Genomic DNA, 16,467 nt, shown 5'->3' on the forward strand with positions numbered 1-16,467 from the left:
GAGGTCGGGCGTGGCACCGGAGGTATCTCGTAGGCGGGTACTGGGAGTTGGCGCGGCGGCGGCCGGCGCGGCGGTGGCCGGGTCGCTGCTTCCGCCGTCGCTCCAGCAGGCGCTGGCGCAGGACGCGGCCCACCCCGTGCGGCACCGCGGGGGTGGGCTCCGCGAGATCAAGCACGTCGTCGTCCTGATGCAGGAGAACCGTTCCTTCGACCATTACTTCGGCATGCTGCGCGGGGTCCGCGGCTTCGGCGACCGCAACGCCGTCGAGCTGCCCGGCGGGCGGAGCGTGTTCGAGCAGCCGGGGCCGCCGGGCGTCCGGCACGTGCTGCCCTTCTCGGTGCGTGACGCGGCCGCCGCACAGAAGAAGGACCTCCAGTACATCGGGAATCTGGACCACGGCTGGGAGGGCGGCCACCGGGCCTGGAACGGCGGCTGGATGAACAACTGGATCGCCGCCAAGTCGTCCGCCACGATGGCGCACTACGACCGCCGGGACGTCCCGCTGCACTACGAGCTCGCCGACATCTTCACGGTCTGCGACGCGTACCACTCCTCGATCCACTCCTCCACCAGCCCCAACCGCAACCACCTGGTCAGCGGCTGGACCGGCTTCGAACCGGGCAGCGGCAAGCGCGCGGTGGGCAACGACGCCTACGGCGAGGACAAGCACACCGGCTACACCTGGACGACCTGCCCCGAGCGCCTGGAGAAGGCCGGCCGCAGCCGGTGGGTCTACCAGGAGTGGGACAACTTCACCGACAACAACCTGGAGTTATACGCCTCCTTCAAGGCGGTCGCGCACAAGGCCCTGGCCAAGGTGGACGGGGTGCACAACATGACCGCCTACTACGGCAAGCTGGCCGGCGCGGGCGAGGCCGAGCGCACCCGGCTGGCGGGCCTCCTGGAAGAGGGCGTCAAGGCGCTGAGCCGGCCCGAGCGCAGCCTGTTCGAGCGGGCGTTGCGGCGCGGCGAGCCGCAGTCCACCGCCGCCGCGTTCGCCGCCGACGTGGCGAGCGGCAAGCTGCCCGAGGTGTCCTAGCATCGTCCCGTCCGCGGCCGACTCCGAGCACCCCGGCGCGTCCTCGCCCATCGAGAGCGCCACCCTCGTCTACAAGATCCTGGACGCGCTCGGCAGCCACCCGGAGGTCTGGCGGCACACCGCCCTCTTCCTGACGTACGACGAGAACGACGGGTTCTTCGACCACGTGCCGCCGCCGGTGCCGCCGGCCGGGACGGACGGTGGAAGCCGAATCCGCCGCTCCACCAGGCGCTGCCCGAGCGGGAGACCGGCACCCGGCCGGCCCGGGCGCCGCCCTACCAGCCGGACGCCGACGGCGGCTTCGACCCGGGCGCCGGCACCTTCCGGCTGGCCGTCCGCAACGGCGGCCCCGCCTCGGAGTACCTGGCGCTCCACCCGTGCGCCAAGGAGTTCGACGCGCCCCAGCACCGGGACGTGCGCCGGCCGGCGGAGTGGGCGGTGCCGGTCAAGGGCGGCGCCTACCGCTTCACGCTGATCGGGCCCAACGGCTTCCGGCGGGAGTTCGCCGGGAGAGCCTCGGGCGCCGCCGGGGCCGTCCGGATCAGCACCCGGATCGACGTCGCGCGGCGGGAGCTGCACCTCACCCTCGTCAACCCCGGCGCCACCGACCTGACCGTCACCCTGACCCCGCTCGCCTATGCGCACACCGCGCCCCGGACGCTGACCGTGAAAGCCGGCGGCACCCGCACGGTCGCGCACACCGCGGACGAGGCGCACGGCTGGTACGACCTGGAGCTGAAGATCGCCGAGGACGGCTCCTTCCACCGCCGGCTGATGGGGCACGTGGAGAACGGCGAGGAGTCGGTCACCGGCTGAGGAACCGGCTGAGGAACCGGCTGAGGAGCCGGCTGAGGAGCCGGCTGAGGCGCGGAGGCCGCGGGGGCGGGGGAGCGGAGCGCGGGGAGCGGTGCGGAGCGGGGGGAAAGTCCGTTAAAGGGCTTTTGCCTGGGCGTAACCGCCCGATAAACAGGCCGGGTTACCTTCTGCGTCGCCTCTGTGGGGAAGTCCACAAAGAGGACAAAGGATCTTTCCGGGCTGGCACCCTGCACTCGGACGCGGGACCGTCGCGCCGGCAAGCGGCGCCGGGTGGCCCCGCGCCACCCGTCCCGCACACCTCTGTCCGTCCGCGTTCGGCACCCCCCGCTCCCGGGAGCTTTCGGCGCACGACCCGACCCGGGAAGCAGCCTGTGACCGCTCTGGCCCGCTGGTGCCTCAGGCGCCGCCTCGTGGTGATCCTCCTCTGGCTGGCCGCGGTCACCGGGACGGCCGCCGCGGCTGGCCTGGCCGGATCCGCGTACTCCACCGACTACGGGGTCCCCGGCACCGAATCCGGGCGGGCCGGCGCGCTGCTGGCGAAGGCGTTCCCGGACCGCGCCGGGGACACCGACACCATCGTCTGGCACACCGCCACCGGGAGCGTCCGTTCCGCCGCGGTCCGCGCGACCATGGCGCACACCCTGGCCGAGGTCGCCGAGCTGCCCGGCGTCGCCGGCGTGCAGAGCCCCTACGGCACCGGCGGCGGCCGGCAGATCAGCCACGACGGCCACACCGCCTACGCCTCGGTGAGCTTCCGCAGCGCGCCCGACGACCTGCCCGCGGCCCAGGCCCGCGCGGTCGTCAGCACCGCCCGGGCGGCGGCCGGCAACGGCCTCCAGGTCGAGCTGGGCGGCGCCGGGATCGCCGTCACCCAGGCGCCGCACGAGCGGCTGCCGGAGCTCATCGGGCTGGTCGCGGCGGCCGTGGTGCTCTTCCTCGCCTTCGGGTCGCTCGCCGCGACCCTGCTGCCGATCGTCACCGCGCTGGCCGCGGTCGGCACCGCCGCCGCCGGCATCAGCCTGCTCGGCCACGTCATGACCGTCGCCGACTTCGCCCCGATGCTGGGCACGCTGATCGGCCTCGGCGTGGGCATCGACTACGCGCTCTTCATCGTCACCCGCCACCGCAAGGGACTGCGCGCCGGACTCTCCGTCCAGGAGTCCGCCGAACGCGCCGTGGCGGTATCCGGGCGCGCGGTGGTCTTCGCCGGCGCCACCGTCTGCATCGCCCTGCTCGGCATGCTCACCCTGCGGCTGGGCTTCCTCAACGGGGTCGCGCTGGCCGCCTCGCTCACCGTCGTGCTCACCGTGGCCGCCTCCGTCACCCTGCTGCCCGCGCTGCTCGGCGTGATCGGGACCCGGGCGCTGGGCCGGCGCGAGCGCCGCCGGCTGGTCGCCGAGGGGCCGCGGCCCGACCGGCACACCGGCCCGGCCGCCCGCTGGGCCGGCTTCGTCGCCCGCCACCCCAAGCTCCTCGGCGCCGCCGCGTCCGCCGTGATGCTCACCCTGGCGCTGCCCGCCCTCGGCCTCCACCTGGGCACCTCCGACCAGGGAAACGACCCGGCCACCGCCACCACCCGCAAGGCGTACGACCTGCTGGCGGACGGCTTCGGGCCCGGCTTCAACGGGCCGCTGACGCTGGTCGGTTCGCTCGACGGCGCCACCGACCGGCTCGCCTTCGACAAGCTTCCGGGCACCCTCCGGGACACCCCCGGCGTCGCCCAGGTCAGCGGCCCGGAGTTCGGCGACGGCCACGCCACCGGCGTGATCACCGTCGTCCCGGACAGCGCACCGCAGTCCCAACGGACCTCCGACCTGGTCGACCGGCTGCGCACCGACGTGCTGCCGGCCGCCACCGACGGCACCACGCTCCAGGTGCAGGTCGGCGGGGTCACCGCCGGCTACGACGACTTCGCCGACGTCATCGTCGGCAAACTGCCGCTCTTCCTGGGCGCCGTGATCGGCCTGGGCTCCGTCCTGCTGCTGCTCGCCTTCCGCAGCATCGGCATCCCGCTCAAGGCCGCGCTGATGAACCTCGCGGCCGTCGCCGGGGCCTTCGGGGTCGTCGTCGCGATCTTCCAGTGGGGGTGGGGGAGCGAGGCACTGGGGCTGGGCAGCGCGGGTCCCGTCGAGCCGTTCCTGCCGGTCATCATGATCTCGGTGCTGTTCGGGCTCTCCATGGACTACCAGGTCTTCTTGGTCAGCCGGATGTACGAGGAGTGGCGGCGGACGGGCGACAACCACCGGGCGGTACGGGTCGGGCTCGCCGAGACCAGCCGGGTGATCAACTCGGCCGCGGTGATCATGATCGCGGTCTTCGGGGCCTTCGTGCTCAGCGGTGACCGGATCATCGCCATGTTCGGCATCGGCCTCGCCGCGGCCGTCGCCCTGGACGCCTTCGTCCTCCGCACGCTGCTGGTCCCCGCCCTGATGCACCTGCTGGGCGGCGCCAACTGGTGGCTGCCGGCCTGGCTGGACCGCCGGCTGCCGCGCCTGAGCATCGAACCGCCGCCGGAGCCCGCCGCGGCCGCCCCGCCGGCGGACGACCGGCCGCCGGTGGCGGTCTGACGCCCGCAGCCCGGGCCGGGCCGATTCTCATCGGTCTCTCAGACGCGGCACCTACGGTCGCGCCCATGGGAACGACGACCGACAAGCGAACCGACGACGCGACGACCGACCAGCCGACCAAGGACGCCACGGCCAAGGAAGCCACGGCCGCGGACGCCACGACCAAGGGCGAGCCGACCAAGGGCGCCACGGCCGAGGAGACCACGGCCGAGAAGCGGACCGACGAGCCGCCTGCCGAGGGCGGGACGACCGCCGCCGCTGACACCGCCGCCGCGGACGACGCCACCGACGACGCCACCGACACCGACACCGACGACGACACCGCCGACGAACCCGACACCCCCGAGGAGCCCGCCCCTTCGGCCGCCGCCGGGGCCGGTGCCGTGGTCGCCGCCGGGCTCGGCCTGGCCTCCGTCACCGGCACCTGGCTCGGCACCCTGCTCGCCGAACGGCAGACGGTGCTGGGCCAGATCAAGCTCCAGTCCGGCAAGGTCACCGACCAGATAGGCGCCGTCTACGGCACCCCCTGGCACACCACCGCCCTGGTCAACGGGGTGTTCGCGGTGCTCGCCATGCTCGTCGCCGCGGTGGTGCTGACCGGGCGCCGCCCCACCTGGGTGCGGGCCGTCGCCTGGGGCGGACTGGCACTGGGCCTGCTCGGGCTGCTCATCTCGGCGGGCATGTACCTCGACCTGTTCGCGAGCCTGCCCAGTCTCCCTAAGGCACCCGGCGGCGGCGCCTGAGCCGCGCATAAGGGCAACGGCGGGCGCGCCTAAGGCCCCTGAGGCGGTCCTGAGCAATTCTCGGCCCGCAGCGGACCTGGACGCCGGTTTCTAAGGCCCGGGCCGCCCGCCGCCCCCGGATCGCCAGCCCCGTGACCATCCCAAGATCAGGCAGTCTCCCGATGTGGCGGACCCCCCTCGGCAACGAGAGTGGAGGCCATCGACGCCGGCCAATCGGACCGGCGCCCCACCGCCTCACCCCAAGGGGAGACACCGTGTACGCCTCCGAAATGGAACTCTGGGTCCGCTACGAGGAACTGCGCCGCCAGGCCGACCGTCGCCGCCTGGTGCGCCAGGCCGTCGAGGGAGCGAAGGACACCGCCCGCTCCGGGAGCGAGGAACCCGAAGGGCGGGTGAGAGCGGCCCGGGCCCGGCGGGGGCGCGTCCGGCGCGCCGCCGCCTGACCCGCAAGCCCTTACGGACCAGCGGGAACCGCCATGGGTGTGCCCGAAACCACTGCCGGACCGTCGGATCCCTGTGCGATGCTCGGCAGCGTGGAGAGCAGAGCCATCAGTCCCGTTTTCGTCGGCCGTGCGGCCGAACTCGCCGAGCTGGGCGACGCGCTGGCGCGAGCCGCGGCGTCCCGCGAGCCCCAGGCCCTGCTGATCGGGGGCGAGGCCGGGGTCGGCAAGACCCGTCTCGTCGAGGAGTTCTGCGAGACGGCCCGCGCCCGCGGCGCACAGGTCGCGCTCGGCGGCTGCATCGAAATCGGCTCCGAGGGGCTGCCGTTCGCCCCCTTCTCCTCGATCCTGCACACCCTCAACGCCCACCTACGGGACGAGCTGGCCGCCGCGGTCCACGGCCAGGAGGAAGAACTGGCCCGCATCCTCCCGGAGCTGGGCGAAACCGCGAGGGAGTCCCGGGACAAGGAGACCGGCCGGGCCCGACTCTTCGAACTGACCGCCCGCCTCCTGGAGCGGCTCGCCGCCCACCGCACCCTCGTCATCGTCATCGAGGACCTCCACTGGGCCGACCGCTCCACCCGCGAGCTGCTCGCCTACCTCCTGCGGGCCCTCCACGACGCCCATATCCTCCTGGTCGTCACCTACCGCTCCGACGACATCCACCGCCGCCACCCGCTGCGCCCGTTCCTCGCCGAGATCGACCGGATGCGCACCGTCCGCCGCATCGAGCTGGACCGCTTCAACCGCGACGAGGTCCGCTCCCAGATCGCCGGGATCCGGGGCAGCGAACCCGCGGAGGACACCGTCGACCGGGTCTTCAAGCGCTCCGAGGGCAACGCCTTCTTCGTCGAGGAGCTGGCCCGCAGCCTCGCCGACGGCTGCGTCTACGGCCTCAGCGACCCCCTGCGCGACCTGCTGCTGGTGCGCGTCGAGGCGCTCCCCGAGGACGCCCAGCGGGTGGTGCGGATCGCCGCCGAGGGCGGCTCCACCGTCGAGCACGAACTCCTCGCCGCCGTCTGCCGGATGCCCGAGGACGACCTCATCGAGGCGCTCCGGGCCGCCGTCGGCAGCAACACCCTCCTGCCCACCCAGGACGGCACCGGCTACCGCTTCCGGCACGCCCTGGTCCGCGAGGCCGTCGTCGACGACCTGCTGCCGGGCGAGCGCACCCGCCTCAACCGCCGCTACGCACAGGCCCTGGAGACCGACCCGTCACTGGTCCGCTCCGAGGTCTGCGCCACCCGGCTCGCCAGCTACTGGTACAAGGCGCACGACGCCGCCAAGGCGCTGCCCGCCGTGCTCGCCGCCTCCGTCCAGGCCCGCCGCCGGCACGCCTACGCCGAGCAACTCCGGCTGCTGGACCGCGCCCTGGAGCTGTGGGACGACGCGCCCCCCGAGGTGCGCCAGAGCGTGCGCCCGGCCGACTACGCCGAGGCGTACCCGGCCTGCGGCTGCGACGACGACGCCCTCCGCTTCCTGGACCTGCTCGCCGAGATCGCGGTGGCCGCCCGGTTGTCCGGTGACAGCGAGCGGGCCTTCACGATCACCAAGCGCGCCCTGCGCGCCCTGCGCACCGAGAGCGACCCTTCCTCAGGCTCTCAACACGGTTCCGGCAAGGGGGACCCCCTTCGCATGGCCTGGTTCCTGGTGCAGCGCTCCCGCCTCTGTCAGGGCACCGGGCGCGGCGACGGCTGGGAGGACCTGGGCAAGGCCCAGGAGCTGATGCGCGGGCTGCCGCCGTCCTCCGTGCACGCCACCGTCACGGCCGCCGTCGCCAGCTGGCAGATGCTCCACGAACCGGGCCCCGGCACCTTCGCCACCGCCGAACGGGCCGTGGAGCTGGCCCGGTTGGTGGGCGACGAGGAGGCCGAGCTGAACTCCCGGGTGACGCTGGCCGGGCTGCGGGTGGACGCCGGCGACGTCGAGGGCGGCCTCGACGAGTTCCGCACCGTCCTCGACCGGGCCGTCGAGCGCGGCTACTTCGCCGTCATCGGCCGCGGCTACGTCAACCTCCCGGGCACCCTCGAAGGCGTCGGCCGGTCCCACGAGTCCGTGGCGGTCACCGAGCGCGGCGTCGAGCTGACCACCCGCTACGGCCTGAAGAACAGCACCAGCTGGGTGTTGAGCAACCGCGCCGAATCGCTCCAGTCGCTGGGCCGCTGGGCGGAGGCCGGCCGGGCCGCCGCCGACGCCCGCCGGCTCGCCATGGACCACCGAGCCATCGCCCTGGCCGCCAGCCGGCTCACCGACCTGGCCCTGGACGAGGGCGACCTCGCCGCCGCCGAGCGCGAACTGGCCGTCGCCCAGGAGCACTACGGCACCCACGACCCCCAGCCGCAGCACGCCCTGCCCATGGCGCGGCACGCCCTGCGGCTCGCCGCCCGCCAGGGCCGGATCCTGGACGCCCGCGCCATCCTCGTCCAGGCCGCGCTGGACGCCGGCTTCGCCCCCGGCCTGCACCGCTTCGCCTGGCCGCTGCTGTGGTCGGCCACCGCCGCCGAGTCCGACGCCCGCGGCCTGCCCGCCGCCGGGCCCGACCGGCCCGCGATCCTCGCCCGCATCCGGGACGTCGCCAAGCGGCTGGCCCGGCTCTCCCCGGTGTGGGACGCCCACGGCGCGGCGGTCGAGGCCGAACTCCGCCGCGCCGAGGGCCGGGAGTCCCCCGACGCCTGGGCCGAGGCGGTCGCCGCCTTCGAACGGCTGGAGCGCCCGCACGAGTTGGCCTGGTGCTGCTGCCGCTGGGCCGAGTCGCTGCTGCACGGCACCGAGCGGGCCACCGTCGGCCTCGACGGCCGGACCCCGCGGGAGGCCGCCGTGCTGCTGCTCGGCCAGGCGCACACCGCCGCCGTGGAGATGGGCGCCCGCCCGCTGATCGGCGAGCTCGAACTCCTCGCCCAGCGCGCCCGGATACCCCTGCCCGGACAGCCGGCCCCCGGTGCGGCCCGCACCGCGCCCGGCTCGCCGCCGCCGGCCGCGCCCGTCGAGTCGCTGGGCCTGACCCCCCGCGAGCGGGACGTGCTCCGCCTCGTCGCCGACGGCCGCAGCAACCGCCAGATCGCCGACGCGCTGTTCATCTCGCCGAAGACCGCCAGCGTGCACGTCTCCAACATCCTCGCCAAGCTGGGCGTCTCGGGCCGCGGCGAGGCCGGCGCGGTCGCCCACCGGCTGCGGCTGTTCGCCGAGCCGGCCCCGGACGAGGAGCCGGCCCCGGTCAAGTAGCCGCCGCCGAGGGCCATCGGGCGGACGGACCCCGGGTTCCGTCCGCCCGGGAGATCAGCTCACCTCCAGGCGGAGAATCCGGTCGTCCCCCTTGTGGGGCGTGCCCCGGCCGTCCGTATTGCTGGTGACCAGCCACAGCGCCCCGTCGCCGGCCGCCACCATGGTCCGCAGCCGCCCGTACTCGCCGGTCAGGAACGCCTGCGGCGCGGCCACCGGCTCCGTCCCGTTCAGGGCGATCCGCCACAGCCGCTGCCCGCGCAGCGACGCCATCCACAGCGAGCCCTTGGCGTACGCCAGCCCGCTGGGCGAGGCGTCCGCGGGCTTCCACACCAGCACCGGATCGGCGTACCCCGGGGGCACCGCACCGCCCTTCCGCTTCCCCTCGACCTGCGGCCAGCCGTAGTTCCGCCCCGGTTCGATCAGATTGAGCTCGTCCCAGGCGTCCTGCCCGAACTCCGAGGCCCACAGCCGCTTGTCGGCGTCCCAGGCGAGCCCCTGGACGCTGCGGTGCCCGTAGTCGTACACCACCGAGTCCGGCTCCGGGTTGCCGTGCGCCGGCTCGCCGTCCGGGGTCATCCGCAGGATCTTCCCGGCCGGGGACTTCTTGTCCTGGGCCAGCGGCTTGTCACCGGTCTCGCCGGTGCCCGCGTACAACATCCGGTCCGGGCCGAACGCGATCCGCCTGCCGTTGTGGAACCGGCCCTTGGGGATGCCCTTGAAGATGGTGTTGGGCGCGCCCAGCTGGTTGCCCGGTTGACGCCGCTCGTCGTAGATCATGCGCGCGATGCGGTTGTCGGACGCGGTGGTGAAGTACGCGTACACCTGGTGGTCGGTGCCGAACGACGAGGAGACCGCGAGCCCCAGCAGCCCGCCCTCGCCCCCGGGGGCCACCCCCGGCACCGACCCCAGCTCGGTGACCTTCCCGCCGTGCGCGGCGACCCGGACGATCCGCCCGGTGTCCCGCTCGCCGACCAGCAGGTCCCCGCCGGGCAGCGGCGCCACGCCCCACGGCGACTTCAGCCCGGTGGCCACCGTGCCGGTGACCCGCACCGTGCCCTTGGCGGGCGGCGCCACCGCGGACGAGGACGGACTCGGCGACGCCGTCCCGGCACGCCCACCGGGCCCGGCGGACCCGCCACCACCCGCGGCCGGCCCCCCACCGGACGAGCACCCCGCCACCAGCAGCAGCGAAGCGGCGGCCAACACGGCGATCCGGGAACGGCGTTGCACGGCAGAAGTCCTCTCGTCGGCAGGCGGGACAAGGACACCACATCCCCCGCACCAACCCCCTCACCCGAGCTTCCACTCACCGCAATTCCACCCACTCACGGGAGGTGACGGGCCGCAGGGGCACAAGGCAAACCCCCACGGCGGGAACGCCGACAACGTGGGAGGCGGGCCATGCGCAGCGCTTCAGTACCAGGACTCCCGCGCCGGCGGCAGCGACGCGATCTCCCGCAGGTCCTCGGGGGCCAGCACCAGCTCCGCCGCCTTGGCGTTCTGCGCCGCCCAGCGCTCCTTCTTCGTGCCGGGAACGGGGACCACATGACGCCCCTGCGCCAGCACCCAGGCCAGCGCGACCTGACCGGGGGTGGCCCCGTACCGGGCGCCGACCCGACGCAGCCCGGCCACCACCGGCTGGTTGGCGGCCATCATCTCCGCGGTGAACCGCGGGTGCCGGGCCCGTATGTCCTCCGGTTCGAAGCCCTGCCCCGGGGTGAGGGTGCCGGTCAGGAAGCCGTTGCCCAGCGGCATCGCCGCCAGGAACCCCACCCCGCGCGACTCGCACCACGGCAGCAGCTCCGCCAGCGCCGCCGGCGACCACACCGACAGCTCCGCCTGCACGCTGCTCACCGGGAACACCTGCTGGACGCGCTCCAGTTGGCGCAGCGTCCCGGCGTGCAGTCCCCCACCGGGCGGCCCGCCCCGTCCGCCCGGCGCCGCCCGGCCCGTCCGCAGGGTGCGCGGCGTCCGCGCCGCGCGCGCCCCCACCGCGCAGAGCCCCAGCGACCGCACCTTCCCCACGGCCACCAGCTCCGCCATCGCCCCCCAGGTCTCCTCGATGGGCACCTCGGGGTCCGCGCGGTGCAGTTGGTAGAGGTCGATGTGGTCGGTCTGCAGCCGCCGCAGCGAGGCGTCGCAGGCGCGCTTGATGTAGCCGGGGCGCCCGTTGGCGACGATGTGCTGGTCGCCGGCGAGCAGCCCGCACTTGGTCGAGACGAAGGCGTCCCGGCGCCGCTCCTTGAGCACCCGTCCGACCAACAGCTCGTTGGTGAACGGGCCGTACATGTCCGCGGTGTCCAACAGGCTGCACCCCCGGTCGAGCGCGGCGTGCAGCGCCCGCAGCGACCCCTCCCCGCTGCGCTGCGACTCGCTGTACCCCCAGCTCATCGGCATGCAGCCGAGGCCGATCGCGCCCACCTCCAGGGCCGCCGCGCCGATTGTCCTGCGCTCCACCTGGTCGTGCCTCCGTCCCCTCGCCCCCGATCAAGGGCCAGACCAAACTAACGTCTGAACCAAACGTCTCTTCGCATAGCCTCGGGCCATGGCAACCGCAGACCCGCACCCGACCTCCGGCGACGTGTGGCTCCCGATCCCGCCCGGTGAGATCGACGGCCTTCCCGACGGCCTCAACTACGTCCACTGGGACGCCGGTCCCGACTACCCGGCCGATCCCGCCCGGTGCGTCTTCTACGCCGTCCCGTACATGAAGGCCGCCGACGTCTGTCTGCGCCCGCTGACGCGGATGCGCCGGGTGCGCGTGGTGCAGGCCCTCACGGCCGGGATCGATCACCTGCTCCCCGGGCTGGACCACATGCCGCCCGGTGCGCAGTTGTGCAACGCCCGGGGGCTGCACGACGCCAGCACCGCCGAGTTGGCGCTCACCCTGACGCTGGCGTCGCTGCGCGGCATGCCGGACTTCGTCCGGGCACAGGACGCGGGCGAGTGGCGGCCGGACTACCGTCCGGCACTTGCCGACAAGTCGGTCCTCATTGTGGGCTATGGTTCGATCGGCAGTGCCATCGAGGACCGGCTCACACCCTTCGAATGCGCGCGGGTCATGCGCATCGCGCGCACCGCCCGTGACACTGTGCGCGGTCCGGTGCATCCACTCTCCGAGCTGACCGCCCTCCTGCCCACCGCGGACGTCGTCATCCTCGCCACTCCGCTCACCGCGCAGACGCGTGGCCTGGTCGGACGCGATTTCCTGGCCCGGATGAAGGACGGCGCACTCCTGGTGAACGTCGCCCGGGGAGCGATCGTCGACACCGCCGCGCTGCTCTTGGAAGTCGAGTCGGGACGGCTCTGCGCGGCCCTCGACGTCACCGATCCGGAACCCCTGCCCGCCGACCATCCGCTGTGGCACGCTCCCGGCGTGCTCGTCACTCCACACGTCGGCGGCCCCAGCTCTGCCTTCCTGCCCCGTGCGAAGCGGCTACTGCGCGGTCAATTGGCGCTTTTCGCGGCCGGCGAGCCCGTCCGGTACGTCGTCGGCACGGCACCGGAATCCACAGTGGATCGCTCTACGAGGCCGTAGGACTGCTCTCCGTGTCTATAAATCCCTAGGTGGTCACGCTCTGTAGAGGCGCTATGTCCCTGAGTGACGGATCTGGTGTATCGTCCCGAGCGGGGATGCGCCGGGATCGTCACGGCGCGATACGAAAGATCCGGAACCGAGGGGGGCGACGGGCGATGTACTGCCGATGGATGATCCGCGAGACACGCGATCCACGAGCGCCCGCAGCAAGGCCGACGGGACCCCGGACGCGCCGCTCCCGACGCGGCCAGGCCCGGAAGAACGGGAGAGCGCGGTGAGCGCCCCGGGGGCGATGCTCTCCAGGTCGCCCGTGCAGACCGGCGGTGCGCCGAACCCGGTGCCCCAGGTCACGCTGGCCGTCGTCTGCGGCGGCTACGCGGTCGGCTCCGCGGTGGGCTGGGGATCACCGCGCATCGCCGCGATCATGGGGGACTTCGGGCTCAGCTTCGCCGCCCTCGTCGCCGCCGTCTCCTGCGGCCTGTACGCCCGCAGGTACTCCACGCCCTTCCGCCCGGCCTGGGTCCTGTTCGCCATCTCGTCCGGGATGGCCGGCCTCGGCAACGGCGTCTGGGGCTGGTACGAGGTCTTCCAGGGGGCCGCCGTCCCCAGCCCCTCCCTGGCCGACTTCTGCTTCCTGCTGTTCGCGCCGCCGGCCATCGTCGGCCTGCTGGTGCTCGCCAAGCGGCCGGTGACCAAGGCGGGTTGGGTCTGCCTCGGGCTCGACGCCTGGCTGATCGCCGGCTCGCTGCTCACCCTCTCCTGGAGCCTCGCGCTCGCGCACACCGCGCACTTCCAGGGCCGCACGGTCGCCCAGAGTGCCCTCTCGCTGGCCTATCCGCTGCTGGACATCGTGCTCGTCAGCATGGTCCTGGCACTGCACTTCCGGCGCTCCTCGGTGCACCGCTCGGCGATCAACACCGCCATCGCCGCGCTGGCGCTGACGGTGCTGTGCGACGCGCTGTTCAGCTCCCCGCTGCTGCACGACCACTACCGCTCCGGCCAGATCCTGGACGCCGGCTGGTTCGCCGGGTCGATGCTCTTCGCCTACGCCCCGTGGGTGGGCCGCCGGTCCGGCGCGGAGAGCGAGGTCCCGGACCCGCGGCAGGCCGCCCGCCGTCCGCAGCCGCCCGGCAGCCGCCCGATCGCGGGCTCGCTGGCCGCCCTGACCCCGTATCTGGCCGCCGCCGTCTGCACCTTGGGCATCCTCACCAACGTCCTGGACGGGCGGCGCATCGACCGCGTGGTGCTCTTCACCGGCTGCACGGTCGTGCTGGCCCTCGTCGTCCGGCAGGGCATCATGCTGCTCGACAACATCACCCTCACCCAGGAACTGGCGCAGAAGGAGAACCACTTCCGCTCCCTGGTGCAGGGCTCCAGCGACGTCATCATGATCGCCGCGCCCACCGGCGTGCTGCGGTACGTCAGTCCCGCCGCCGCCGGGGTCTACGGCCGCGACGCCGAGGAACTGGTCGGCGCCGAACTCGCCTCGCTGATCCACCCCGAGGACCTGGGCCGGGTGGTCCACGAGGTCCGCCGGTTCCTCGCCGCCTCGCCCGAGGTCGAGCCGACCACCCGGATCGAGTGCCGCTTCCGGGCCGGCGGGCAGCGCGCCGGCGGCGACGGCTGGCTGAACGTCGAGTCCACGGTCAACCGCCACCACGGCGGCCTGATCTTCAACTCCCGCGACGTCACCGAGCGCGTCCGGCTCCAGGCCCAGCTCCAGCACAACGCCTCGCACGACGCGCTCACCGACCTGCCCAACCGCGCGCTGTTCACCGAGCGGGTCACCAAGGCCGTCACCGGCCGCCGGGCCAGCGACCACGACACCGCCGTGCTCTACATCGACCTCGACGGCTTCAAGCAGGTCAACGACACCATCGGCCACCAGGCGGGCGACGAGCTGCTGATCCAGGCGGCCCGCCGGCTCGCGGAATCGGTGCGGGCCGGTGACATAGCGGCCCGACTCGGCGGCGACGAGTTCGCCGCGCTCATCACCGGCGACGGCACCCGCGACCGCGCGGCCCGGGAGTTCCGCATCCTGGAGATCGCCGACCGGCTCCGGCTCCGACTCTCCGAGCCCTACCGCATCGACGGCCGGGACGTCCGGGTCGCGGCCAGCATCGGCGTGGCCTTCGCCGAACCGGGCGTCAGCCCGGCGGGCCTGCTGCGCAACGCCGACCTGGCGATGTACCGCGCCAAGCAGGCCGGCAAGGGCCGGGTCGAGCTCTACGCCCCGCAGATGCAGGACGAGGTCGCGCACCGCGCCGAACTCGCCAGCAAGCTCCGCACCGCCCTCCAGGACGGCGAGTTCGCGCTGCTGAACCAGCCGGTGGTCGAGCTGGCCAGCGGCCGGATCACCGCGGTCGCCGCGCACGCCCGCTGGCGGTCCGCCGAGGGCATCCTCTTCACCCCGGCCGAGTTCCTCCGGGTCGGCGACCGCGGGCGGCTCACCGACGAGGGCGGCGAGCGCGCCGCCGAGCTCGGCCGCTGGCAGCTGGAGGAGGCCGTGGAGCAGGCCGCCGCCCGGCACCGCGCGGGCCACCAGGTCCCGGTCGCCGTCCGGCTCTCCGCCCGGCGTCTACTGGACCGCGCGCTGACCCCCAAGGCCATCGAGGCGCTGCTCGCCCGGCACGGCCTGCCCACGGGCGCGCTCGTCCTGGAATTGTCCGAAAGCGACCCCCGGGTCCCGCTGGACGACCTGGAGCGCCGGCTGGTCGCGCTGCGCCGGCTCGGCGTGCGGACCGCGCTGGACGGCTTCGGCAGCGGGTACGCCGCGATGAACGCGCTGCGCCGGCTCCCCATCGACGTTCTGCGGCTGGACCGCGGGCTGATCGACGGGGAGCCGGGACGTCCGGGTCGCGGCCAGCATCGGCGTGGCCTTCGCCGAACCGGGCGTCAGCCCGGCGGGCCTGCTGCGCAACGCCGACCTGGCGATGTACCGCGCCAAGCAGGCCGGCAAGGGCCGGGTCGAGCTCTACGCCCCGCAGATGCAGGACGAGGTCGCGCACCGCGCCGAACTCGCCAGCAAGCTCCGCACCGCCCTCCAGGACGGCGAGTTCGCGCTGCTGAACCAGCCGGTGGTCGAGCTGGCCAGCGGCCGGATCACCGCGGTCGCCGCGCACGCCCGCTGGCGGTCCGCCGAGGGCATCCTCTTCACCCCGGCCGAGTTCCTCCGGGTCGGCGACCGCGGGCGGCTCACCGACGAGGGCGGCGAGCGCGCCGCCGAGCTCGGCCGCTGGCAGCTGGAGGAGGCCGTGGAGCAGGCCGCCGCCCGGCACCGCGCGGGCCACCAGGTCCCGGTCGCCGTCCGGCTCTCCGCCCGGCGTCTACTGGACCGCGCGCTGACCCCCAAGGCCATCGAGGCGCTGCTCGCCCGGCACGGCCTGCCCACGGGCGCGCTCGTCCTGGAATTGTCCGAAAGCGACCCCCGGGTCCCGCTGGACGACCTGGAGCGCCGGCTGGTCGCGCTGCGCCGGCTCGGCGTGCGGACCGCGCTGGACGGCTTCGGCAGCGGGTACGCCGCGATGAACGCGCTGCGCCGGCTCCCCATCGACGTTCTGCGGCTGGACCGCGGGCTGATCGACGGGGTGGTGGAGTCCCCCCGACTGCACAAGATCACCGCCGGGCTGCTGCGGATCGCCTCCGACCTCGGCATGCAGTCGGTCGCGGAGGGCGTGGATCTGCCCGAACAGGTGTTGGCGCTGCGCTCGATGGGGTGCACCCACGGCATGGGGCTGGCCTTCTCCGGTCCGCTGGACGAGCATCGGCTGCGCCGCGCGCTGACCCGTGGCAGCTACCCGGTGCCGGACCTGACCGGCCCGGGGCGGGCGGTGGTGCTCAGCGGCAGCCGTCCCGTTCGGCACGCCGCCGCGGCCGGAGAGGCGGAGACATCCCCCGTTGCGCCCAAATAGTGAGACCTCCGTCCCACCCACTTGACACTCGGTGCACGGGAGGGGGAGGGTCAGTGCCATGCGCACCCGAATTCTCGTACTTGGAAAGCGCGTCGGCTGAAGCTGGGACCCTGACGAACCCGGCTGACCACACCGACGCGCTCCCCTCGCTTGCCTCACGGCACGAGGGGTTTTTTGTTGCATCGCAACCT

At 73.9% G+C, this 16,467-nt stretch carries 7 protein-coding genes and 3 pseudogenes; 8 read left to right on the plus strand and 2 right to left on the minus strand.

Going from position 1 to position 16,467, the window contains the following annotated elements:
• Positions 1–10 precede the first annotated feature (10 nt).
• The 5 genes and pseudogenes from JNO44_RS29415 to JNO44_RS29435 all read left to right on the plus strand — a co-directional run bounded on the left by JNO44_RS29415 (position 11) and on the right by JNO44_RS29435 (position 8,827).
• Positions 11–1,855 (plus strand): annotated as a pseudogene (locus JNO44_RS29415) (alkaline phosphatase family protein).
• Positions 1,856–2,226: 371 nt separating this feature from the next.
• Complete coding sequence (locus JNO44_RS29420; protein WP_205366778.1) at positions 2,227–4,422, plus strand: MMPL family transporter; 2,196 nt, start codon at positions 2,227–2,229, stop codon at positions 4,420–4,422.
• 65 nt (positions 4,423–4,487) lie between these two features.
• Positions 4,488–5,165, plus strand: a complete 678-nt coding sequence (locus JNO44_RS29425) for a hypothetical protein (protein ID WP_205366779.1) — start codon at positions 4,488–4,490, stop codon at positions 5,163–5,165.
• Positions 5,166–5,419: 254 nt separating this feature from the next.
• Positions 5,420–5,608, plus strand: a complete 189-nt coding sequence (locus tag JNO44_RS29430) for a hypothetical protein (RefSeq protein WP_205366780.1) — start codon at positions 5,420–5,422, stop codon at positions 5,606–5,608.
• Between the two features lie 78 nt (positions 5,609–5,686).
• A complete protein-coding gene (locus tag JNO44_RS29435) occupies positions 5,687–8,827 on the plus strand; it encodes a helix-turn-helix transcriptional regulator (protein ID WP_205370743.1) in 3,141 nt (1,046 codons plus the stop codon).
• A gap of 54 nt (positions 8,828–8,881) precedes the next feature.
• Here the strand turns inward: JNO44_RS29435 and JNO44_RS29440 are convergent, their stop codons facing one another.
• Together JNO44_RS29440 and JNO44_RS29445 are read right to left on the minus strand one after the other, a co-directional pair.
• Positions 8,882–10,057 (minus strand): PQQ-dependent sugar dehydrogenase, encoded by a 1,176-nt coding sequence (locus JNO44_RS29440; RefSeq protein ID WP_205366781.1) that lies wholly within the window; start codon positions 10,055–10,057, stop codon positions 8,882–8,884.
• A 183-nt stretch (positions 10,058–10,240) separates the two neighbouring features.
• Positions 10,241–11,284: an aldo/keto reductase gene (locus JNO44_RS29445; RefSeq protein WP_205366782.1), complete on the minus strand. Its 1,044-nt coding sequence runs from the start codon at positions 11,282–11,284 to the stop codon at positions 10,241–10,243.
• Positions 11,285–11,372: 88 nt separating this feature from the next.
• Between JNO44_RS29445 and JNO44_RS29450 the strand changes: the two genes are divergently transcribed.
• The 3 genes and pseudogenes from JNO44_RS29450 to JNO44_RS29460 form a co-directional block, all read left to right on the plus strand.
• Positions 11,373–12,365: a 2-hydroxyacid dehydrogenase gene (locus JNO44_RS29450; RefSeq protein WP_205366783.1), complete on the plus strand. Its 993-nt coding sequence runs from the start codon at positions 11,373–11,375 to the stop codon at positions 12,363–12,365.
• 274 nt (positions 12,366–12,639) lie between these two features.
• Positions 12,640–15,204 (plus strand): annotated as a pseudogene (locus JNO44_RS29455) (putative bifunctional diguanylate cyclase/phosphodiesterase); the annotation flags it as partial.
• Positions 15,203–16,276 (plus strand): annotated as a pseudogene (locus JNO44_RS29460) (EAL domain-containing protein); the annotation flags it as partial. The pseudogenes JNO44_RS29455 and JNO44_RS29460, both read left to right, overlap by 2 nt.
• Positions 16,277–16,467 lie beyond the last annotated feature (191 nt).

This window comes from Streptomyces noursei (genome assembly GCF_016917755.1).
Lineage (GTDB): Bacteria > Actinomycetota > Actinomycetes > Streptomycetales > Streptomycetaceae > Streptomyces > Streptomyces yunnanensis.